Origin of the sequence: Haloechinothrix halophila YIM 93223, assembly GCF_000504245.1 — a bacterium.
GTDB classification, from domain to species: domain Bacteria; phylum Actinomycetota; class Actinomycetes; order Mycobacteriales; family Pseudonocardiaceae; genus Haloechinothrix_A; species Haloechinothrix_A halophila.
The window spans coordinates 3,725,067-3,746,612 of record NZ_KI632509.1; the positions used below are offsets into that span (position 1 = coordinate 3,725,067).

The 21,546-nt window shown below is 64.5% G+C and carries 19 protein-coding genes and 3 pseudogenes; 9 read left to right on the plus strand and 13 right to left on the minus strand.

All coding sequences use genetic code 11. The features are described from left to right. Window positions 1-3: 3 nt before the first annotated feature. The 4 genes from AMYHA_RS17095 to AMYHA_RS17110 are packed head-to-tail and all read right to left on the minus strand — an operon-like array spanning window position 4 to window position 4,939. Entirely contained in the window at window positions 4-1,578 is a 1,575-nt protein-coding gene (locus tag AMYHA_RS17095) for a choice-of-anchor P family protein (RefSeq protein ID WP_034272523.1), read from the minus strand. After that, window positions 1,575-2,282: an ABC transporter ATP-binding protein gene (locus tag AMYHA_RS17100; RefSeq protein WP_034272526.1), complete on the minus strand. Its 708-nt coding sequence runs from the start codon at window positions 2,280-2,282 to the stop codon at window positions 1,575-1,577. The genes AMYHA_RS17095 and AMYHA_RS17100 overlap by 4 nt, the downstream gene beginning before the upstream one ends. Before the next feature lies 1 nt (window position 2,283). Continuing rightward, window positions 2,284-3,036 (minus strand): ABC transporter ATP-binding protein, encoded by a 753-nt coding sequence (locus AMYHA_RS17105; protein WP_034272529.1) that lies wholly within the window; start codon window positions 3,034-3,036, stop codon window positions 2,284-2,286. After that, entirely contained in the window at window positions 3,023-4,939 is a 1,917-nt protein-coding gene (locus AMYHA_RS17110; RefSeq protein WP_084037330.1) for a branched-chain amino acid ABC transporter permease, read from the minus strand. The genes AMYHA_RS17105 and AMYHA_RS17110 overlap by 14 nt, the downstream gene beginning before the upstream one ends. A gap of 199 nt (window positions 4,940-5,138) precedes the next feature. Here AMYHA_RS17110 and AMYHA_RS17115 point away from each other — a divergent pair, with 199 nt between their 5' ends. Further along, window positions 5,139-6,638: an ABC transporter substrate-binding protein gene (locus AMYHA_RS17115; protein ID WP_034272531.1), complete on the plus strand. Its 1,500-nt coding sequence runs from the start codon at window positions 5,139-5,141 to the stop codon at window positions 6,636-6,638. 126 nt (window positions 6,639-6,764) lie between these two features. Here the strand turns inward: AMYHA_RS17115 and AMYHA_RS17120 are convergent, their stop codons facing one another. Further along, window positions 6,765-7,217 carry a DUF6069 family protein gene (locus AMYHA_RS17120; protein ID WP_157362193.1) on the minus strand — a complete coding sequence of 151 codons (453 nt, stop codon included), beginning with the start codon at window positions 7,215-7,217 and terminating at the stop codon, window positions 6,765-6,767. A gap of 209 nt (window positions 7,218-7,426) precedes the next feature. On the opposite strand from AMYHA_RS17120, the gene AMYHA_RS17125 reads away from it, so the two are divergent. After that, a complete protein-coding gene (locus tag AMYHA_RS17125) occupies window positions 7,427-8,008 on the plus strand; it encodes a TetR/AcrR family transcriptional regulator (RefSeq protein WP_034272534.1) in 582 nt (193 codons plus the stop codon). 68 nt (window positions 8,009-8,076) lie between these two features. Here the strand turns inward: AMYHA_RS17125 and AMYHA_RS17130 are convergent, their stop codons facing one another. Then, window positions 8,077-9,084 carry an AMP-binding protein gene (locus tag AMYHA_RS17130; RefSeq protein WP_330760616.1) on the minus strand — a complete coding sequence of 336 codons (1,008 nt, stop codon included), beginning with the start codon at window positions 9,082-9,084 and terminating at the stop codon, window positions 8,077-8,079. Between the two features lie 248 nt (window positions 9,085-9,332). Here AMYHA_RS17130 and AMYHA_RS17135 point away from each other — a divergent pair, with 248 nt between their 5' ends. The 3 genes from AMYHA_RS17135 to AMYHA_RS25935 all read left to right on the plus strand — a co-directional run bounded on the left by AMYHA_RS17135 (window position 9,333) and on the right by AMYHA_RS25935 (window position 11,652). Beyond that, complete coding sequence (locus AMYHA_RS17135; RefSeq protein WP_051400023.1) at window positions 9,333-10,442, plus strand: DegT/DnrJ/EryC1/StrS family aminotransferase; 1,110 nt, start codon at window positions 9,333-9,335, stop codon at window positions 10,440-10,442. Beyond that, window positions 10,439-11,056, plus strand: a complete 618-nt coding sequence (locus AMYHA_RS17140) for an acetyltransferase (RefSeq protein WP_034272540.1) — start codon at window positions 10,439-10,441, stop codon at window positions 11,054-11,056. Before AMYHA_RS17135 ends, AMYHA_RS17140 begins: the two co-directional genes overlap by 4 nt. 140 nt (window positions 11,057-11,196) lie before the next feature. Continuing rightward, on the plus strand, window positions 11,197-11,652 hold the full coding sequence (locus AMYHA_RS25935; RefSeq protein WP_169732946.1) for a hypothetical protein: 456 nt from the start codon (window positions 11,197-11,199) through the stop codon (window positions 11,650-11,652). Window positions 11,653-12,164: 512 nt separating this feature from the next. On the opposite strand, the gene AMYHA_RS17150 is transcribed toward AMYHA_RS25935, so the two are convergent. After that, complete coding sequence (locus tag AMYHA_RS17150) at window positions 12,165-12,476, minus strand: integrase core domain-containing protein (RefSeq protein WP_051400025.1); 312 nt, start codon at window positions 12,474-12,476, stop codon at window positions 12,165-12,167. A gap of 146 nt (window positions 12,477-12,622) precedes the next feature. Between AMYHA_RS17150 and AMYHA_RS17160 the strand changes: the two genes are divergently transcribed. Further along, a protein-coding gene (locus AMYHA_RS17160) for an IS3 family transposase (protein ID WP_157361777.1) occupies window positions 12,623-13,773 on the plus strand; the annotation gives its coding sequence in 2 pieces (ribosomal slippage) (window positions 12,623-12,893 and window positions 12,893-13,773; 1,152 coding nt in all). Here AMYHA_RS17160 and AMYHA_RS26540 read toward each other — a convergent pair. Further along, window positions 13,661-14,245 (minus strand): annotated as a pseudogene (locus AMYHA_RS26540) (IS30 family transposase); the annotation flags it as partial. The gene AMYHA_RS17160 and the pseudogene AMYHA_RS26540 overlap by 113 nt on opposite strands. A gap of 262 nt (window positions 14,246-14,507) precedes the next feature. Here AMYHA_RS26540 and AMYHA_RS17165 point away from each other — a divergent pair. Beyond that, window positions 14,508-15,710: an IS110 family RNA-guided transposase gene (locus AMYHA_RS17165; protein WP_034266911.1), complete on the plus strand. Its 1,203-nt coding sequence runs from the start codon at window positions 14,508-14,510 to the stop codon at window positions 15,708-15,710. A 14-nt stretch (window positions 15,711-15,724) separates the two neighbouring features. Here the strand turns inward: AMYHA_RS17165 and AMYHA_RS17170 are convergent. From AMYHA_RS17170 to AMYHA_RS27600, 4 genes and pseudogenes are all read right to left on the minus strand, one after another. Next, window positions 15,725-16,561 (minus strand): annotated as a pseudogene (locus AMYHA_RS17170) (transposase); the annotation flags it as partial. After that, complete coding sequence (locus tag AMYHA_RS26545; RefSeq protein WP_084037333.1) at window positions 16,489-17,283, minus strand: IS3 family transposase; 795 nt, start codon at window positions 17,281-17,283, stop codon at window positions 16,489-16,491. The pseudogene AMYHA_RS17170 and the gene AMYHA_RS26545, both read right to left, overlap by 73 nt. Window positions 17,284-17,285: 2 nt before the next feature. Further along, window positions 17,286-17,408, minus strand: coding sequence for a hypothetical protein (locus AMYHA_RS28205; RefSeq protein WP_269189758.1), 123 nt, complete (start codon window positions 17,406-17,408; stop codon window positions 17,286-17,288). 39 nt (window positions 17,409-17,447) lie between these two features. Continuing rightward, the gene (locus AMYHA_RS27600; protein WP_196776919.1) at window positions 17,448-17,582 is read right to left on the minus strand and encodes a transposase; all 135 of its coding nucleotides are present in this window, start codon (window positions 17,580-17,582) and stop codon (window positions 17,448-17,450) included. 18 nt (window positions 17,583-17,600) lie between these two features. Between AMYHA_RS27600 and AMYHA_RS27100 the strand changes: the two genes are divergently transcribed. Continuing rightward, a complete protein-coding gene (locus AMYHA_RS27100) occupies window positions 17,601-17,762 on the plus strand; it encodes a hypothetical protein (protein ID WP_157362195.1) in 162 nt (53 codons plus the stop codon). A 1,419-nt stretch (window positions 17,763-19,181) separates the two neighbouring features. Then, entirely contained in the window at window positions 19,182-20,681 is a 1,500-nt protein-coding gene (locus AMYHA_RS26550; protein WP_169732947.1) for an ABC transporter substrate-binding protein, read from the plus strand. Between the two features lie 459 nt (window positions 20,682-21,140). On the opposite strand, the pseudogene AMYHA_RS27970 reads toward AMYHA_RS26550, so the two are convergent. Next, window positions 21,141-21,344 (minus strand): annotated as a pseudogene (locus AMYHA_RS27970) (IS256 family transposase); the annotation flags it as partial. Window positions 21,345-21,546 lie beyond the last annotated feature (202 nt).

Sequence of the window (21,546 nt, forward strand, 5' to 3'; positions counted from 1 at the left end):
GGCTCAGACCTTTCTGAGGTCGGGCAGTCCGGTTCGGAGGCCGTGCTGGCACACCACGCCGCCGCCCAGCACGAGGCCGCCGAGCTTGCGCAGGTAACCGCCCGCGAGCGAGGCCAGAGCGATACCGCCGAACAGCAACGCACCCGGCATGGAGAACAGCGGTGGCAGACCGGCGGACGCGCGCTCGGGCACCGCGTTGGCGACGGCGGGAGCGGGCGGCTCACCGGTGGACGCGGGCGCCGCCGCGCTTCCGGTTTCCGGAGCGGGGCCGGGTTCGGGAGTGCCGCCGGGTGCCGTGCCGGTCGGCGGCTCCGCGTCGACCCCTGGCTCTGGACCTGGGAGCGGAATGTCGATGCCCTGCACGGTGTCGACGGTGCTCGCGGCGGTGCCGACGTGGATGACGAACCGGGGCGACAGCTGCAGCGCAGCACCGAGCAGGCTCTTCAGCTCGCTCGCTTCATCGGGCAGCCGGTTGATGAGCTCGGCGAGCAGTTCGATCGGCAGCGCGTCGAGCCAGTCCCGTAGCACCGTGGTGTCGACGTCGACGATCAGCCCTTCCGAGCGGCTGATCGCCTTGTCTCCGCTGACCGTCCGGTCCGGCCGCGGCACCGTAATGGTGATCCCGAGCCGCTCCAGCGCCTTGGCGGGATCGTCCGGAATCCCGGGGAGGCGGACCTTCCTGCCCGGTGCGGTGAGGCCGTCCGGGCCGACGGTGAACGTCTGGCCCGCGACGCTCAGCCTGCCGTAGTCGGCCGAGCCGGAGGCCTTGCCCTTGGCGCCGTCGCTGCCGGTGACGGCGGTCGCGGTCACCCCGGACAGCGTGACCAGGCCACCGAGCAGCTGGACGTCGCTCACCTCGGACCGGGACCGCGTGACGACGTCGCCACCGGTCAGCGCCGTCTCGCTGGTGGCGATGTAGCCGCCCACGTCGACGAGCGCGGCCAGCTGGGGCGGGATCGGGCACTCACCGGAGTCCTGCCGCTCGCTCGCCGGGGTCGACGACTCGGACCGGCCCGGCAGCGAAGGCAGTTCGGGAGTCCCCGGCGAGGGCGATTCCGGTGGCTGTTCATCCTCGCCGGAGCGTTCGACCTCGCAGTTGGAGGAGTACCCCGCCCGTGCCGTGGTTCGCTCCGCTCCGGCACTGGTGCGCATGACCGTGCCGGGCACCGGCTCGTCCGCCTGGCGCTGTGGCCCTGCCGGGTGGCGGGAGTTCACCTGGAGCGGGTAGCCGCGCTCGCCGATAGGCTCGGATAGCTCATCGGGCAGGCCGAGGTTGTCGATCACCGATCGGAAGCCCTCCCCGACGAAGTCGCCCGGCCAGAGGAAACTCGCGCGCCCGGACGACAGCGAGCTGTCGGCCTCGACGGTGGCGTAGCCGAGCATGAGCCGCAGCTGTGGCGTCGCGGGAACGGGAATGGTTGGCTCGTAGACGTCGAGCTGGATCGGACTGGCGGACGCCTCCGCGCTGTACCCGCTGAACCCGGGTTCAGCCTCGGCGTGAGCGGGCACCGGCAGCAGACCACCGGCCAGGCCCGCGACCAGGATCGCGAGCACGAACTTCAGCGCGAACGGTCTCACGCGGCACCTCCGAGAATGACGTCGACCATGCTGTCGCGGATCTCGGCGGGCTCACCGGTGGCGACGACGCGGCCGCCGGACATGACGGCGACGTAGTCGGCGACCCGCAGCGCGGTATCGGCGAACTGCTCGATGCACAGGATCGACACGCCGCTGGCCGCGATGCCAGCGACGGTCTCGTACAGCTCGTCGACGATGAGCGGGGCGAGGCCCATCGACAGTTCGTCGAGCAGGAGCAGCGCTGGATCGGATGCGAGCGCGCGGGACATCGCCAGCATCTGCTGCTCCCCGCCGGAGAGGGTGCCGGCGAGCTGCGACCGGCGCTCGCGCAGCCGGGGAAAGTAGCTGAACGCCACGTCGATGACCGCGTCGGCGGCGACTCCCGCGTACGAGATCAGCCGCAGGTTCTCCTCGACGGTGAGGTTCGGAAACACCGCGCGGCCCTCGGGGATCGTGCAGAGACCGAGCCGGGCCAGCTCGTCCGCGCCCGCGTCCTGGACGTGCACCCCGGCGAGGTGCAGGTCTCCGCTGGTCGGGGTGTGCAGCCCGCTGATGCACTTGATCAGCGTGGACTTGCCAGCGCCGTTGGGGCCGAGCAGCGCGACGACGGCGCCCTTCGGCACGGCCAGGTCGACGCCGCGCAGCACCTCGATGCGCCCGTACGCGGCGTGCAGCCCGACGACCTCGAGCATCGGAACGACCATGTCACGCCACCTGCCCGGTGTCAGCCTGGCCCAGATACGCCCGCTGCACGGCCGGGTTGTCCCTGATGTGCGACGGCGTGCCCGACGCGATCACGCTGCCGAAGTCGAGCACGTGGATCTCGTCGCACACCGACATCACGAGGTCCATGTCGTGTTCGACCATGAGGATGCCCTTGCCCTCGGCGGCGAGATCGCGCAGCAGCCTGCCGAACGCCTCGGTCTCGCTCTCGTTCAGGCCGGACGACGGCTCGTCGAGCAGCAGCAGCGCCGGATCGGCGGCGAGGCAGCGCGCCAGTTCCAGCAGCCGCGCGATGCCGGTGGGGATGGCATCGGCCCGGTCAGCGGCATAGGCGCTCAAGCCAACCCGGTCGAGCAGCGCGCCAACCTGGGCGGTCCGCGAACGGCGCCACGGTACGGCGATGCCGGTCAGGCCGCGGTGGATGTCGACGGCGGCGCGGACGTTGTCGGCGACGCTGAGCGACCCGAACGCCTCCAGCCGCTGGAAGGTGCGCCCCATACCGCGCCGGGCGCGGCGGTGCACCGAGATCGCCGTGACGTCGCGGCCGTCGAACCCGACCCGGCCGGTTGTCGGCCGCCGCAGCCCGCTGATGACGTCGAAACAGGTGGTCTTGCCCGCGCCGTTCGGTCCGATCAGCCCGGTGACCCTGCCCTGCTCGGCGGCGAAGCTGGCGTGGTCGACCGCGGTCACCCCACCGAACCGGACGACGACGTCGTCGACCTCAAGAAGCGACATGCGCCGGCACCTCCTCGGTCACCTCGTCCGGCTCCGGAACGTCGGCCGTCCGGCGTGCCGCAGGAAGCCGGGGGCGCAGCGTGCGGCCGAGGGTGAACAGCCGGTTGGCGAGACCGTTGGGGTCGCGGCCCAGCGCGACCGCACCGAATCCGACCACCGCGAAGATCAGCCCGGCGAACGCTGGGTTGCTGCTCTGCAGCACAGGAAGCAGCGTGAGCCCGACGCCGCCGAGCACCGCGCCGGTCACCGACGTCACGCCGAACACGACCGCGAGCAGCAGCAACGGCAGGCTGCTCAGCACCTGGAAGTCGGACGCGCCGATGGTGCCGCGCATCCCGGCGAACAGCCCACCGGCGAACCCCGCCATCCCCGCGGACAGCGCGAACAGCCCCACCCGGAACCACCGGGTGTCGAGACCGAGCGTCCCGCAGGCAGCCGGGCTGTCCCGCATCGCGATCAGCAGCCTGCCCAGCGCGCCGCGCCGCAGCGCGAGCAGCACCAGCGCCATCAGCACCAGGAAGACCGTCATGATCAGGACGTAGCCGCCGAGTGAGGAGAACGACGTGCCGAGGATCGACAGCCGTTCGGCCTGGAGCGAGTTGTTGGTGCCGAACGCGAACTCGGCTTGGAAGATCATCTTGTCCATGAGCAGCCCGAACGCCAGCGTCGACAGGGCGAGATAGAGCCCGGTCAGCCGGAGCACCGGCACGGCGACGATGGCACCGACCGCTGCGGCGACCAGCGCGGCCACCACAAGGCCGGACAGCGTCGGCTCGCCGAGCTTGGCGTAGACGAGCGCACCGACACCGGCGAAGGTGAACTGCGCCAGCGACACGTGCCCGCCGTAGCCGGTGAGCAGCACCAGCGACAGCATGACCATGGCGTAGGTCGCGGCCGTGCCCACGAGCAGCAGGGCGTCGTCGGGTAGCGACGTCGCCAGCAGCGCGACCAGCGTGAGCAACCCGGCACCCGCGCCGAGTTGTTTGGCCCGCGACGGCAACGGGGCCGACACCACGCCCTTGACCTGCCCGATCCGCAGCTGCGCCTGCGGCGTCAGCACGATCACCGCGAACAGGAACAGCGCGGGCATCGCCGACCGGATTCCCGACAGCAGACCGTCCGACGGGAGATAGGCCACGGCGAACGACTGCAGGATGCCCAGCCCCATCGCACCCGCGAGGGTGAGTGGCAGGCTCCGCAGCCTGCCCAGCATCGCGGCCGCATAGGCGTTGATCACCAGCAACGTCAGGTCGTAATAGGACAGCCCGATCACCGGGGTCAGCAGGATGCCGCCGAGCGCGGCCAGCGAGGTGCCGATGGCCCAGGCCATGCCCGCCACTCGGTCGGGCTTGCCGCCGAACAGCCGCAGCAGCTCCGGGTTGTCGACCGAGGCGCGCATGGCTGTGCCGATTTGGGTCTTGGTCAGCAGCAGATACAGCAGCAGCGCGACCACACCAGCGAGCAGCACGGTGATCAGCTGGTGCGCTGTGACATACGTGCTGGCGACCTGGAAGCCACTGCCGTTGAAGAACGGAGGCAACACCCGGGTGGCGGGCGGCCAGACCTGCGTGGCGAGTCCGATACAGCCGACGAGCAGGCCGACCGTCACGACCAACGCGACGCTGACCGGCCCGTCGCCGAGCCCGCGCGTGACGAACCGCTGGATCGCCCACCCCGTCGCCGGGGCCACGACGCCAAGCACCAGCACCAGCGCCAGCCACACCGGCATGCCCTGCCGCTGGCTGAAGTCCCAGAAGACGAACGACATGACCATGCCGAGCGCGCCGTGCGCGATGTTGAACACCCGGGTCGTCGTGTAGGTCAGCACCAGCCCGCTCGCCGCGATGGCGTAGGCCGCCCCGGTGAACAGCCCGAGGATCGTGAACGAGACGACGCTGCCCATGGTCAGCTCCCGCTATCCGCGCCACTGCGGACCGAGGCTGACCACTTCGGCGAACCCGTCATCTGCGCCCCATCTCCATCGGATCGCTGGCAAACCTGGACAGGTGTCTGATCATATGGCTAGATTATCGTCGTGTCGAGTATCACAGTGGAAGTTTCGGTGAAAGCGCAGGACATGTCCCCGACCTGAGGAGTTCCCGTTGCCCTCCCCCACGCGCCCCTCGCGCCGGTTCGCCTTCTCACGGCGCCGGCTGACGGCAGCCATCGGTGGCGTCGTACTCCTGCTGTCCTCCGCGGCGTGCGGCTCCCAACTCGATCCGGAGACCGTCGCCCGCGCGAACGGCACCGTCCTCAATGGCCAGCAAGAAACACCCGGCGACCAGACGACCTCCGGCGGGGGCGGCGCGGGTGACCCCGGCGCTAGCACCGGAGCCGCTAACGACGAGGCCAGCGCCAGCGAGGGTGGCACCGGCGGGAACAACGCCGCGCCCGCCGACCGCGACCTCGCCGGGTCGGGAAAGAACTCCGCGACCGGCTCGGCGAAGCAGGGCAACTGCGACGGGTTCACCAACCAGACCGGGATCACCGACGACAAGATCGTGCTCGCCAATGTCGCCGACATCTCCGGGCCGATTCCCGGGTTGTTCGAGTCGGCGCAGCAGTCGGCACGGGCCTATGCGGCGTACTTCAACGCCAGCAATCCGAAGGGCCTCTGCGGGCGCAAGCTCGAGGTGCTGACGATGGACGGCCGGACGGAGACAGCGGGCGACCAGCAGGCCTACACCCGCGCCTGCGACGAAGCTTTCGCCGCGGTCGGGTCCATGGTGGGCGACGACTCCGGTGGCGCGAAGGCCGCGCAGTCCTGCGGGCTGCCGGACATGCGTTCGCTGACGACGTCACCGGCGCGGCGGGCGTGTGAGACGTGCTTCAGCGCCTACTCGATCTCTCCCAACCTGGTCCCCAGCGCGATCCCGAAGTACATCAAGAAGAAGGAACCCGGCGCCAGCGATCACGTGGCAGTGCTCTACGTGAACGTGAACTCGGCCGAGGTCAACGCTCGCTCCTACAAGGCCGCCTACGAGAAGAGCGGGCTCACCGTCGACTACCTCCAGGGCATCGACCCATCGGAGTTCAACTACGCGCCGTACGTCCAGCAGATGAAAGACAAGGGCATCAGGATGGTGCAGTACTTCGGCCCGCACCAGTACACGGTGCGACTGCAACAGGCTATGCGCCAGCAGGACTACCAACCCGACATCTTCCTGCAGGATCCCACCATCTACACCGACAAGTACGTCGAGCAGGCGGGCGACGACGGCAACGGATCCATTGTGTACACAACGAACGACCTGTTCAGCAACCTGGGCAACAAGGAGATGAAGCTGTACCGGGCCTGGCTGAACCAGATCGCCCCTGATGCGGAACCGGACTACTTCGGGCTGTACGCATGGTCGGCGACCCGGTTGTTCGTGGAGAAGGCGGTCGCCCTCGGCGGCAAGCTGACCCGGAAATCGATGGTGCGCGCACTGTCCGGGGTCGAGGACTGGACCAGCAACGGGTTGCACACCGGTATGGCCGTCGGGCCCAAGACCACGCCGCCATGCGTGGCGTTCATCCAGCTGAACAACCGGAAGTGGCGCAAGATCTCCCCCGGCGACTACCTCTGCGGCCCGCTGATCAACACCGGCGTCGGCGGCTGACCCCGGCGCCGTGTCCCCAGCGGCAGCGTGATCCGTGCTGGCCACCGCACGTTGGGGCCTGCGCTTCAAGCGCAGGCCCCAACATCCAGAAACGTGATTACCACGGGCAGCTTCTCCTCGTGCCAGTCACGGACGCGTGCGACTGTGCCGGGACCGACGGATGACCTCGAGGACGGCCACCGCGGCCGTGCCTGCCAGCACGTGCATCAGCCCGAGCGAGACGATGGTCGCGGTGTCGGTCTCGGCCATAGCCGGACCCGCGATGGTGAGCAGTGCCAGCACGGCCGCTACGGCCTGCGCCACCCGCAGAACCGGCTGCCACCATCGCGCCACCAGAACCGCGAGTGCGGTACCGATCGCCAATGGAGCCGCCGCGGAGATCACGACATCGACCGGGCCGATCTGCTGGGGACTACCATTGTCGATGAGCAGGAACGACGCCCCTGCCACCGTGCCGACGAAATACACGACGAGGTTGGCCACGACCGACACGATCACGCCAGCCGCGATCGCCTGCCACCAGGTAATGCGCTCACTCGCGAGAGGGGACTGAGTTGACGTTGTCGCTGTATTAACCATGAGCACAGCATTCAACTTCGAGTAAGGTCGAGGTCAATGTGACGGTCGCGCAGATCACATGCATCGCCCGAGCACCACTCGATCAGGATGCTAGGCACCCGGTAGTACCTGACGGCTGCCGGATATACCGGCCCTGGCGGGCGTGCTTGCCGGAGAACCAAGCGGCTCCACGTGGCGCGCTCACGACGTCTGTAGTAGTGTCTAGACACATGTCTAGTGACCTTGCCGTCGAGCCGACCCGGCGGCGACTCAGCAAGCGGCAAGCGGATACCGTGCGGCGACTGACCGAAGCCGCGATCGAGGAGCTCCGCGACGTCGGCTACACCGGCTTGACCATGCGCAATGTGGCGACCCGGAGCGGCGTCGCCGCCGCGACCGCCTACACCTATTTCTCGTCGAAGAACCACCTGATCACCGAGGTGTTCTGGCGCCAGCTGCGGGAGCTGCCCCAAGTCCCCGCCGATCAAGGGCTCGTGGTGGAGCGCGTCGTCAAGGTACTGCGCGACATCGCACTGCTGGTCGCGGGCGAACCGGAGGTGGCAGCTGCCTGCACCGCGGCGCTGCTCGGCGACGACCCGGACGTCGCGCACCTGCGGGAACGCATCGGCGCCGAGTGGCACCGGCGCCTCGACGCCGCGCTCGGCGACGCGTCCGACCCGGACGTGCTCAACGCGCTGGAGATCGCCCTCGGTGGCGCCTTGATCCATGCCGGGCTTGGCTACTGCTCCTACGAGCGGATGGCCGATCTGCTGGAGTCCTCGGCACGGCTGATCCTGGGTGGCAGGGCCTGAACGACGAACACGGCGTCTCGAGGGTGGGACACGGTGTCACGAACGCGGGACACGACGCAGCGTTCTCGTCACCCCGTGCCCGCGGCCTCCCGCACGGCGTAGTTCCTGCCGCGTTCCGCGCGGATCCACAGTGGATCGTCGACGTCGACGCCCTGCCGTTGCAGCTCTCGTTTGAGTACCTTGTTCGTCGCGGTACTCGGTAGTTCCGCCGCGATGCGCACGTAGCGGGGCCACGCCTTCGGCGACAGGTCGGGTTGCGCGGCCAGGAACTCCGTCAGCTCGCCCTGCGTCAGCTCGGCACCGCTGACCAGCACGATCGCGGCCATCAGCTGATCGCCCACGTCGACATCCGGCACGCCGTAGACCGCGACCTGGCTGATCGCGGGATGCCGCAGCAGGATCTGCTCGATCGGCGCCGCCGCGAGGTTCTCACCGTCCACCCGAAGCCAATCACCCGCACGGCCCGCCAGGTACACGAAACCGTCCGCGTCGCGGTACGCGAGATCACCCGACCAGTACATGCCACCGTCGAGCCGCTCAGCGGTGGCGTCCTCGTCGTTGTAGTAGCCACTGAACATCCCCGCACCCTGAGTGTTGACCAACTCGCCGACCGCCTCGTCGAGGTTGGTCACCGCGCCGTGCTCATCGAACACCGCCCGCGGGCACTCGGTGCGGGTCTCCCGGTCGTAAACGGCCACACCCTCCCACGGCTGCCCGATCGAACCGGGCGGCGTGTCCTCGGTGCGACTGATGATGACCGCGTTCTCGGTCGATCCGAACCCGTCGTACACCTCACAGCCAAACCGGCGGCCGAACTCCACGATGTCGCGATCGGACGCCTCGTTACCGAACGCGATCCGCAGCGGATTGTCCGCATCATCCGGCTTTTCCGGCGTAGCGAGCACATACGCCAGCGGCTTGCCCACATAGTTCATATACGTCGCGCCGTACCGGCGGACGTCGTCGAGGAAACCGGTAGCGCTGAACCTGCGCGCCAACGCCAGCGTCGCCCCAGAGGCGACAGCGGGCCCAAACCCAGCAACAACCGCATTCGAGTAGAACAGCGGCATCGACACAAGAACCCGTCAGTTTGACATTGGCTCACAACGTCGACTCACGGCTGGATCGTTACTGTCATTTGGCACGAGCGCTCGTGAGCGTTTCACCTCGACCACGCAGGTCGAATCGATCAGTAGGCGGCGGGCAGCGCAACACTCGGCTCAACGCGGCTCCTGTCGCTGTCGCTGCGCGCCATTTCATCCTCGAACAACGAGGAGGTGGTGATCCATAGCGCTGCTGTCCATGGCAGGAAGGGGACCACTTGATGAAGGCGCACTCCAGCTCTCACATCCTGGTGACCGGAGCCGACGGGTTCAATGGCGGTCACCTAACGGAGCGCTTGCTAGACGAAAGCGCCTACGTAACTGCCTTCTGCGGAGACCGCTCGAAAGGATCGTTCGACTGGCTCGACGTGCTACCCCCCGACCAGCTCGACCTACGACTCGGACACCTCAGGGATCAGCGATGCGTCAGCCAGGCCGTGGACGGGGTCGATACCGTCTTCCATCTCACCGCCCTGATCTCGATCCTCTACAGCTACGACAACGCGCCCTCAACGTGGAGTATGGACACAGAACTGCTGTGTGAAGAGGCGGCTCGCCGGGCCAACCGTGGCGAACGGATTCCCAACGTCGTCGAGGTCGTGCACATCCTCGGCCATCCCGCACACATGGAGCCGCTGCTCGAACTGCGGGATCGCTTCGGCATCCTTATCGTCGAAAGCGCCTCCGAGTCCTTCGGCGCCCAGTGGCCCGCAGGACCTGTCGCACGCGCTAGTGCCGGCACCATCGGTGACTTCGGGTGCTTTTCCTTCAACAGCAACGAGATCATTACTTCCGGCAGCGGCGGAATGATCGTCACGGCCGATGCGGAGTTGGCCAGCGAGGCGAAGCATCTGACGTCGCAAGCCAAGATCAACGGCACGACCTATCACCATGACACCGTGGGCTACAACTATCGCCTCAGCAATGTGGCGGCCGCGCTTGGCCTCGCACAGCTCGAGAAGTTGAAGCTCAACGTCGAGGCGAAACGGGCGATCGCCCGCGAGTATAACTCCCGCATCGAGGGGTTTCGGCTGACTAAGGCACCGAGCGCTGCTTGGGCACGCCCGACCTACTGGCTGTACTCAGTGCTGGTCAACGACAACAGGACGCCACCGGACCGCGTCGCAGAAGTGCTCGCGGATCAGGACGTCGAGCTGTGCCGCCGTTTGTGGGCGCTACTACATCACGAACTCCGCTACACTTCAGCAGAACGCATCGGCGCAATAGCCAACAGGCTGCACGACCGCAGGTTGTCCCTGCCTAGTTCCGCTCACCTGAGTGAGACCGGCCAAAGATTGGTCATCAACGCTCTTGTGGATTCTTTCTCGTGACGCAGCAGATCGTCGTTCTCGGTGCTGGCGGGTTTGCGCGCCAGATACCGAGCCTCGTCAGCGACATCAACGCGGTACTGCCGAGGTACGAGATCATTGGCTTCCTGGCGCCCGAGAATTCGGTACCGAAGAATTCCCTTCCAGTACTGGGCACCGATCAGAAGCTGATCGGGATAGACGCGCGATATGTAATCGGAATAGGCATCCCCAGGCTGCGAGCGTCCCTCGATGAATTCGCGACTGGGCTGGATCGAGACACCGTTACGTTGGTTCATCCGCAGACGAGCACGGAGATAGATGTCAGTGTGGGCCCCGGGTGCATCGTCATGCCGGGTGTCCGGATCCAGACTGGCTCGTCGCTTGGGCGCCATGTCTTGGCCAACGCCAACGCAGTCGTCGGGCACGACTGTCAAGTCGACGACCACGCAGTACTCAGCCCTCTGTCGATGCTTGCAGGCGACGTCCTCATCGGCAGGAATGTTTTGGTCGGCGCAGGAGCCGTTGTGCTCCCTGGGCGAAAGGTTGCCGATGACGCCGTCATCGGCGCTGGGGCCGTCGTGACCACCGATGTCCCTGCAGGTGCCTGCGCGATGGGCGTCCCGGCCAGATGGTGAGAGGCGGGCTTAACTCTTCCTCTGCTCACGGATCTCTCGACTCATGAACATGGATGCGAAACGCCATAGAGGGCGCGTGATCACAAATGGGCACCCCCGTCGGGATCCTGGGGGCCGGATCGTATCTTCCGGAGCGGGTAGTGACCAACGCTGAAGTCGGCGAGAGGGTGGGCGTGGCGCTGCAGTGGATCGAACAGCAGAACCAAATCCGCACCCGCCGTTACGCGGCCACTCCCAAGGCGACGTCGGATCTCACCGTCCGCGCTGCCGAACGCGCGCTGGAGCAAACAGACTTGGCTGTCCATCGTATGGACTTCATCATCGTCTCGACCTCGACTCCGGACTCCCCCAGCCACCGACCGCCGCCCACCTGCAGAACGCACCCGGCGCCGCCAGAGCAGGGTGCTTCGACATCAACGTCGTCTGCAGCGGGTTTCCCAGGCGCCGAAGTATACTCCCGGATCCTCGACTGCGACGAGCGGAAGACGGCCGTGCTTCTCGGCGACGGCACCGGAGCGGTCGTGGTCGGACCGGTGCCGACGGGCTACGGCGTCGTTGCGTGCGGGTTGCACACCCTGATGACGCACATGAGTTGATCAAATTGGAGGCGGGGCGGTAGCCGGGTTCCAAGGTCGCACGAGACGGTCGGCTCCGACGGGCACTTCTTCACGATGCAAGGCCATAACGTCGCGTCTTTCGTCTTCGACGAGGTGCCGCCGGCTCTCACGGATCTCCTGCACGACGCCGACATCGGAGCCGACCAGGTCGACCAATTTGTGCCCCATCAGCGAACGGCAAGCTGCTCGAGAGCCTCGTGAGCAAGGCCAGCTTCCACCACGTCACCGCCCACCGCACGCTCGAGCAATACGGCAACGTCGGCAGCGCCTCTATACCCATCACACTCGACGCCAACTGAGCGGGCGCCTTCGCCGGCAATCCCCTGAAACCGTGGAGACCTGAAATTTTGTGGTTTCGATCTTGCCTGCGCCCGCTCGGTGCCATTGGGCGTCGGCCGGAGCCGGGGTCAAGGCTGGCCGGAGGCCACCCGAGGGCATGGCCTTGATACCGGCGAGCACGACGTCACGCTGGGCGTACGGGCACAGGCTTGTCATGCCGCCGGCTCCTCGGGTGATCGGGCGTGCTCGTAGTCGAGGGGCGAGCGCATGCCCAGGGAGGAATGCCGCCGGGAGCGGTTGTAGTCATCGATCCAGTCGGCGACGGCCCGGCGGGCCTCGGCCTTGGTGGCGAACCGCTCGAGCTGACGGAGCTCGAACTCCACGGTGGAGTGCCACGATTCGATGACGGCATTGTCCAGGGCCGATCCGGGCCTGCCCATTGACTGCTTGATGCCGCACCGGTCGCAGGCGATGCGGACGGAGCGAGCGGTGTACTCGGCGAGTTCAACCGGTCGATGCAACACCGGGCTGTTGAAGTGAGCGTAGCTGCTCGTCGAATACCTCGGCCGGGGTCTTCCATCCCAGGATCTTGAGGGGCCGATTGGGACTGCCCCGGGTTCGGTTGACTCCTTAGCTGTGAGGATTCGTCCTCATTGGAAGGATGATCGCTATGCCGAAGCCGTTCCCTGCCGAGTTCCGTCGTGACGTCGTCGCCGTGGCTCGCAAGCGCGAAGCGCCGATGCGCCAGATCGCCAAGGACTTCGGGATTTCCGAGTCCTGTCTGAACCGCTGGTTGCAGCAGGCCGATGTCGAGGACGGTGTCCGTCCCGGTGCTACGAAGGAAGAGTCGGCCGAGTTGCGGGAGTTGAAGAAGCGCAACCGGGTCCTGGAGCAGGAGAATGAGATCCTGCGGCGGGCGGCGGCGTTCTTCGCCAAAGACATCGCCCCAAAATGATGTACCCGCTGGTCCGTGACCTGGCCGCCGAGGACATCCCCGTGGCGGTGACCTGCCGGGTGCTTGGGTTCTCCAAGCAGGCGTTCTACAAGTGGCGTGCCAACCCCGTCTCGCAGCGGGACTGGGAGGACGCCCACTTGATCAACACCGCGATCGACGTCCACGAGGATGATCCAGCGTTCGGGTATCGGTTCATCGCCGACGAGCTGGCCGCCCTCGGGCACGTGGCCGGGGAGAACCGGGTGGCCCGGTTGTGTTCGCTGCAGCGGATCTACTCGGTCTTCAGCAAGAAGCGCGGGCTGAACCGCACGGCCGGACCGCCGGTACACGACGACCTGGTCGAGCGTGATTTCACCGCGGCAGCGCCGAACGTCTTGTGGCTGACCGACATCACCGAACACCCCACCGGCGAGGGCAAGCTGTACCTCTGTGCGATCAAGGACGTGTTCTCCAACCGGATCGTCGGCTACTCCATGGACTCGCGCATGAAGGCCTCCCTCGCGGTAGCCGCGCTGCGCAACGCCGTCGCCCTCCGCAGCCCGGCCGGGACGATCGTCCACTCCGACAGAGGCAGTCAATTTCGGTCCCGAAAGTTCGTCCGTGCCTTACACGAGTACGGCCTTGTCGGGTCGATGGGGCGGGTCGGAGCCTGCGGTGACAACGCCGCGATGGAGTCCTTCTTCGCGCTGCTGCAGCGCAACGTCCTGGACCGGCAACGCTGGGCCACCCGCGACCAGCTGCGCCTGGCCATCGTCACCTGGATTGAACGCACCTACCACCGTCGACGCCGGCAACGCCGACTCGGCAGAATGACCCCCGTAGAGATCGAGTTGCTGTTCCACGAACCGGTCGCACTCGCGGCTTGAACCACCCAACCCGCGAGTCAACCGAAGTCAGGGCAGTCCCATTGTTGAGCGTGTGAGCGACGGCCTCAAGGTCTTCGGCGGACCAGCGCGACAGGTCGGTGCCCTTGGGGAAGTACTGACGCAACAGGCTGTTGGTGTTCTCGTTCGTCGGGCGCTGCCACGGTGAGTGCGGGTCAGCGAAATACACCCGCGTCCCGGTCTCCAGGGCGAACTGGGCGTGGCCGGACAGTTCCCTGCCGCGGTCCCAGGTCAGGGTCTTGCGTAGTTGCTCGGGCAACTTGGTGATCGACGCCGTGAGCGCTGCGTTCATCGCGACGGCTCCGTAGCCGCCCAGTGCTGGACCGTTCTTCACGTACGGCTTCTCGCCCCAGCCGTCCAACCGTGGCAGGTGCACCAGGAGGGTCGCGCGGCTACTGCGCTCGACAAGCGTGCCGATTGCCGACCGGCCTGTGCCGATGATCAGATCGCCTTCCTTACGTTTCAGGCGTGGGTGATGTCGGGGCCGTCGTAGGGTCCTGATCGCTCTCCTTGGGGGCAGCGGGTATGGCTTAGATCTCCCTGTCGAACCGGCCGCGGTTGTGGCCGGTGACGGCTTACTGGGAATGGCCGCCCGCTGCCCTGCTGGTGGCTCGACCGCTCATTGAGACTCGCGCAGATGGATCGTTGGGTAAGGACGTGCCGGCGTGGCTGCCGCGCAAGGAGAACCCTTCGGTAGTAGCGACGCGAGGAGCCAAATGACAGCGGTGTGGGCAGGGATCGACACAGGCAAGCGGACGCACCACTGCGTGGTCATCAACGACGCGGGGCGCGTATTACTGTCCCGCCGTGTCGTCAATGACGAGACGGCGCTGCTGCAGCTGATCGCTGCCGTACACGAGGTCGCCGACGGCGACGACACGGTGTGGGCGACAGACCTCAACTCCGGAGGCGCGGCACTGCTGATCGCGTTGCTCGCCGAACGTGGCCAGCAGGTGCTCTACATCCCGGGCCGGATCGTCCACCACGCGGCAGCGACCTACCGAGGTGATGGCAAGACCGACGCGAAGGACGCACGGATCATCGCCGACCAGGCCAGGATGCGCACCGACCTGCAACCGGTACGCGGTGGTGACCGAATCAGTACCGACCTGCGGCTGCTCACCGCCAGGCGCACCGATCTCACCTTCGACCGTGTCCGTGCGATCAACCGGCTGAGGGCCACGATGCTGGACTACTTTCCCGCGCTGGAGGCGGCGTTCGACTACTCCAAGAAAGCGCCGCTCATCCTCGTCGCCGGGTATCAGACGCCGGACGGGATCCGGCGGATAGGCGCCTCACGGCTGACCGCGTGGCTGAAGAAGCGCGGCGCACGCAACGCCACGGCGTTCGCGGCCAAGGCCGTGGAAGCGGCGCATGCCCAGCACACGGTGTTGGCCACTCAGGCGACAGGCTCGCGACTCGTTGCGCGCTTGGCCGAACAGATCATGGCGATCGACGCCGACATCGCCGAACTGGACGCCGAGATCGAGGACCGGTTCGGACAGCATCCCGACGCACCGATCCTGCTCAGCATGCCCGGCTTCGGCGTCGTATCAGCTGCGACGTTCCTGGCCAACACCGGCGGAGACCTGAACGCCTTCGAGACCGTCGACCGACTCGCCAGCGTCGCCGGCCTCGCACCGGCGCCACGTGACTCCGGCCGAATTAGCGGCAACCACCACCGGCCGCACCGTTTCAACAGGCGCCTGATGCGAACCTGCTACCTAGCCGCGCTCTCCAGCCTGAAGAACAGTCCAGCATCCCGGACGTTCTATGACAGGAAGCGCGCCGAAGGGAAGTCTCACAAACAGGCCGTCATTGCGCTCGCCAGACGGCGCATCAACACGATCTGGGCGATGCTGCGTGACCGCACCCTCTACCACGAACCCGCCCCGACCCGGCTCGCCGCAGCGGCTTGACAAGATCATTGAGATTCCCAATGGCCAGGAACGGCTCGGTCCTCAGCCTCGGCGGGACGCTCGCTGAGAACGACGTCAGCGGTCACGTGCCCTTGTGGCTTGTTCCGTGAACGCGCCCGTGGCTCCCGTAGCGCGCGGCCCGTGCGCAGACACGTGACCAGCTCGCGCTTGAGCGCGCCACGCCCGTCGATGAACAGCGACTGGTAGATCGCCTCGTGGCTGATGCGCATGGACTCATCATCGCGGAAGTCGACCCTCAGTCGCTGCGCGATCTGCTCCGGGCTCCATGCCGTTGACCACCGCCGGTCTTGGCGGTGGGGCTTGTTCAGCCCCTTCCACGGCGGCGTAGTCGGCCCCGCGACGATCTCGCCGTCGGGGAGGCGGACGTCGCCGGCGAGCCGGTCCTGCACGTACTCGCGCAACCGGTCGTTGTGCACCAGCTTCGCCGTCTTCGGACGCTTGGCGGCCTGCTGCGCCTTCCACTGCGCCACCACGGCGCGGTAGACCGGCTTGCCGCCCCTGGTCGCCGCATTGCGCCGCAGCTCGCGAGAAATCGTCCCCGAATCGCGACCGATTGAGCGGGCGATCTCGCGCACGCCCTTGTTCTGGGCCTTGATCAGGGCGATCTCCTCACGCTCGGCGAACGACAGATAGCGGCCAGTGGGCTCGTCCAGACTCAGCGGCGACATCCCGCCAGCGTGTCGGAACCATCGAATCCCGACCGGTGCCGACACGCCCACGCCCTCCGCAGCCTGAACCGTTGTGATCCCGGATGCGATCAGGCGCCAGAACTCTCGCTGCACAGCGCGTGACGGCTCCGGCCGGCCGGGCGAGCGCAAAGGTGCTCGCATCGCTCTGTCTGCAACCCACTGCCGCCGCGCTCCCTCCGGCGCTTGCGGAAACTGCTTACTCGCTCGTCCCATTGCACACCTCCGTGATCGAGGTGTTGCGACGACCGGTTGAATCCGCCCTCGCTGCCCTGGTCGGTGTGGAAGATGACCCCGGCGATGACCTCTTTCCCGCCGCGCACCGCGACCGCCATCGCCAGCGCTTGGTAGGCCAGCTCAGCGTTGTGGTGCTCGCCCAGGGCGAACCCGACGACGCGCCGCGAGCCCATGTCCAGCACGCTGTCCAGGTAGAGCTTGCCCTCGTCGGTGACAATCTCGGTGCCGTCGCCGTACCACTTGTGATTCACCGTGTCCGCAGCGAACTCCCGCCCGATCAAATCCGGCGCCCGCCAGCGACCCCGGCCCGGCCGCGTCGTGGATCTGCGGTGCCGCCGCCGGCGCGCCCGCAGCCCCTGCTCGCGCATAATCTGCGCGACAGTGTTCTCGCTGACCCGCCACCCGGCATCGCGCAGATCAGCGGTGATCCGTGGCGAACCGTATCTGCCGCGATGTGCGGCGAACAACCGCTTCACCTCGATGGCCAGCCGCGCCCGCCGCGCATGCCGCGGCGAGGAGTCACCATGGCGCCATTTGTAGAACCACGACTGGCTCACCCGCAGCGCCCGGCAGGCGGTGGCATACGGAATACCGTGCCGCTCCCTCTGGGCGGCGATGAACGCGGCCACCGCTACCGGCCCATCGCCTCGTCGACCCAGAGGGCCACCGAGCGCTTGAGCACATCACGCTGCATCCGCAGCTCGGTGACCTCCTGGCGCAGCCGCGTCAGCTCCGCACGCTCGTCCTCGCTCAACGCCGCGGTGCCACCGTCGCGCTTGCGACGCTCCCGGACTCACCAGTTGCCCAGCGTGCCCTCGTTGATACCCAGCTCCCGCGCCACCTGCGCGATCGGCTTGCCGGTCTCGAACACCAGCTGCACCGCGCCCTGCTTGAAGTCCTCATCGAACTTTCGATACTGCCTCGTCATCGCCCCTCCTTAAAGGCGATGTCTCCACGATACGAGGGGAAGCCCATCGCAGAGGGTGACCTGCTGATCGTGGCTAGGTTCGGTGGCGGCATGGCAATTGGCACCTGCCTGCTGCGGTGGTGGCCCGACAACGACGAACACCCGGCCCGCTGGAGCGAGCAGCCCGGGCCGAGGATCTGACCACCTCCACGCGTTTACCCGCGGCCTCGCCCTCGATCGCGCCGCCGTAGGCCGCCCTCACCCAAAATTCCACATTGGACGAAAGGAAGGAGTGAAACCAAAACGAAGCTGATCAAGCGGCAAATGTACGGCTGCGCAAACTTCATCCTCCTCCGCCACCGCATGCTCCTCGGATGAACTACCGAGCGTCACAACCGAAAATGGGCCAGAACCGCTAATCGGACAGACCCATCGACGGGTAGGAGACGTGCAGCGAGTGACCGACAAGCGGCAGATCGTCAAGTCGGCCGGCGCTGCGGCAGCCTACCCACACCAGTTAGCGGTCCTGCTCCACACCCAGCCGGTCGAACGACCGCCGTACCGACAAACCGTGCTCCACGACGTGGCCGACGAGGCAGAGGAGCCCGCCCTTCACACTAGCGTGCCCCGCAAAGGGGCCGAGCTAGCCGTCAGCCCAGTCGTCCCTTTCCTTCGTGCAGATGCAGCGCAATCGTCTGTGCGGCCACGGTGGCGAACAACGCTTGACCAATGCCTGGACTCTTCAGCTCGAACTGCGCGGCCGACTTGCCCGGCCTGCCAGGCCGACCTGTGGCGATAGAAACTTCGTCCTCCTAACGGTACAGCAACTTGAAAGAACTCGCCGATATTGGAGATGCTTAGGTGGATCTACATATGAGTATTCCTCGAGGTACCGACCGTCCGTTAGCATAGAGATAATGCAATATATCTAGATAGAATTTAAGCTCGAGCCTCCAATGACTAAAGTGTTGGCTTTACAGCACGTATCTTCCTACCCAAGTCGTACCCTGCAACTAGGCATCCAAATAGATGCATGGATACATACGGCGAGACAGCAGATGGTGCACGGTATCCAACGCAGTTTTTTGGGAGAGGAGTCGAATTGATTCACTGCCTAGATGCTGACGTAGAGACAATTACGACGAAATCCGACTACAAATACATTCCAGACACGGCCCTAGTTGGATATTCGCTGAACTTAAAGAACGCATTATAATACCTATATTTCAGATAGACGATCGTGATCAACAATCCAATATAGCTGCTCAATAACGCGCTGAACTCTTGCTTCTCGAACATCACCTTCATAACTTGCACAGAAAGAGTAATGCTGTTCTTAATTCACTCCACCATTCAAAGAAAATGTTACCAGGAAAGATGATAAAATAGCAGCCACAATGCAAAACTGATACCCGGGAAGCGTCGACAGCCCGTTGCGACAAGACGTACGCTGCCATATTATTGCATCAGAATTCAGCTCCAGAAGAAAGCAATAGACAGCCTTTCAGCAATGAGAGAATTGGTAATTCTCAAATGTGGTATTCTAAGATCCGCAGACGAACGTCGCCTCCAATGCGATCCGCTACCCGTTCGTGCGTCGCTTTAACGAGTATCCTTATATTGGCATTTTCGGTAGCTTGTGGATCTACGGTCCAATATTCTAGCGAATTTTCGCAGAGTGACTCGTCCGGCCTTCCCAACACTGTTGTTGGAGAGGCGGAAAATCCTGACATACAAGGTCACGATGGTTCTATCGATCGCAGCAGAAGTGCAAGACTTTTTCCAGGAGATGAAACCAGAGTTGACTCTTCCACTGGGCCGTTCGAGGCCACAGAAATGTCAGAGCGCCGTCAGTTCCAAGCCAACGAGAATGCAGTCGACCCTTCTAAATTAACTGGTCAGGGGGTCACGCAAAGTGATATTTTTATCGGCTACGTGACCGCGAATGGCGTACAACAATTAGGAGAGAGCTTTGGAGTGGAGAGCAACTACCTTGGAGACCAAGAGGGAAGCGCGAGGGCAGTAGCTCAGTATATAAACGATCGGGGTGGAATTTCTGGTAAGTCGATTCGCCTCGTCTTCTATGACATATCGAATGACAAATTGTTCAGTAAGAGCGGACGGTCGGAAGCTGCGCAGGAAGCCTGCGAACGTTGGACTAAAGATAAACCAGTGTTCGCTGTCGTGAGCATCCTTACCGCTCTTGATGACCAAACTCTTGTTAGCTGTCTCTCAACGAGAGGGGTTCCACTCATACATGCAAACCAGCTTTTACGCCCAGCGGAAATGTACGCGCGGTACTCTCCGTATCTGTACTCTGGACACACAGCGTCGCTTGAGCGCCTTATAGTCGCTTTTGTAGAACGCCTAAATGCGAATGAATACTTTGACGGCGGATGGGACGCCGATATCAGCAGGCCTGGCGCAGAGTCAACGAAAGTTGGAATCGTCGCTAGACGTGACGTTTATGGTCAGGAATTTCGTAACGTGACATCGACCGAACTTAATCGTTCAGGTCAAGATGTAGCGGCAGTCTATGAATGGGACGGCGATGTTTCTTCCGCTTCGAGTTCTATGAACGAGGCGGTTTTGAGGTTCAAGAGTGCATCGGTAACCCATGTTGTTTCTCATTTTAATTCGTTGGCCTTCTTCGCAACTGCCGCTGAGCAGCAAAACTACCGGCCGAGGTATAGTATCTCTTCAGACAATACGCCAAATGTGCTGCAGGATATTGTTCCGGATGCACAGCTTCGCGGCTCAGTTGGGATTGGTTATGCTCCTGAATTTGATGTAGACGCAGCTCAGGATCCGGGCAAATTTAGCAATGCAAATAGCAAATGCCGGCGGATAATGAAGAATGCGGGCTTAGATTCCCGCACGGGGTGGGATTCGTGCGACGGATTTGGTCTATTAGTCGACGGACTTGAACGCGCATCTAAGATGTCAACCGAAGGACTTAGAAAAGGAGTTCACTCAATCAAATCGATGTCGACAGCGGCCAGTTTCGGAATTGGATATCCCAACGGGCGGTTTGATGGCGGCAAGAACATCCGCGATCTAATTTATCGGAATAATTGTGAATGTTACCAATACAAATCAAATAAGAATTTCGGAATATAGAAAACGACTATTTAAGCCTTTCATCCTGCCGTGTTCGTAGTTCTGTATAGTGAACCTTTTCTATCTTGGTCATATTGGTATGTGGTGGTGGATGAGGACCGCGACGAGTGATCGGCTGATGCGGTGGGGGCTGCAACGAACTTTGGCTATGTTTCGAGCGTGGCGACCACGCTCAGCGAACCGGGGGGAATCGTCGCATGGTGACAGTTGAACCTCTCAGGGTAGCCAAACGAGGCCACGGTCCCGGTACGGAGTACCGATTATTAGCCAGTAAAGACATATCCCTTGTCTGCGCGGCAACGACACCGTGCAGCCGGGCGGCCGTGAGATCGTTCGTCGAATCCGGTAATGCGGTCAGGTACAAATCAGACACTCTGCCGGGTCGGCCAACAACACTGCAGCATCCATCTCGCCACCGGTGTTTTCAGCGGTTCCCATTGGTTCGTTTTCAGCTGCCGGTCAGCGGTCGCTGAAGGTGATGGCGAACGCATTGAGAGCGAGCTTCCAACGCATGCTCTACCGGCTCGTCTCCGTCCGGTGGGGTTGAGGGAGCTGGTGACGAGGTGCAGATACGTCAACGTCGCCTGCTCACCTGAAAGGTGGCAGCAGGCCTTAACGGCCCGCCGGTAGCAAACGTTTGAGTGACTCGATCGCGTCGCTGGTAGTGGCTGGTTTTGGCGCGGTACTGGTGTTGCCGTCGCCAGAGTGACCAGCGCAGTCGGTGGCTGAAGTCGCTGATCGGGCGGGCGATGAGGACGTTGAAGAGGTGGGGGACTGCCCCGGGTTCGGTTGACTCCTTAGCTGTGAGGATTCGTCCTCATTGGAAGGATGATCGCTATGCCGAAGCCGTTCCCTGCCGAGTTCC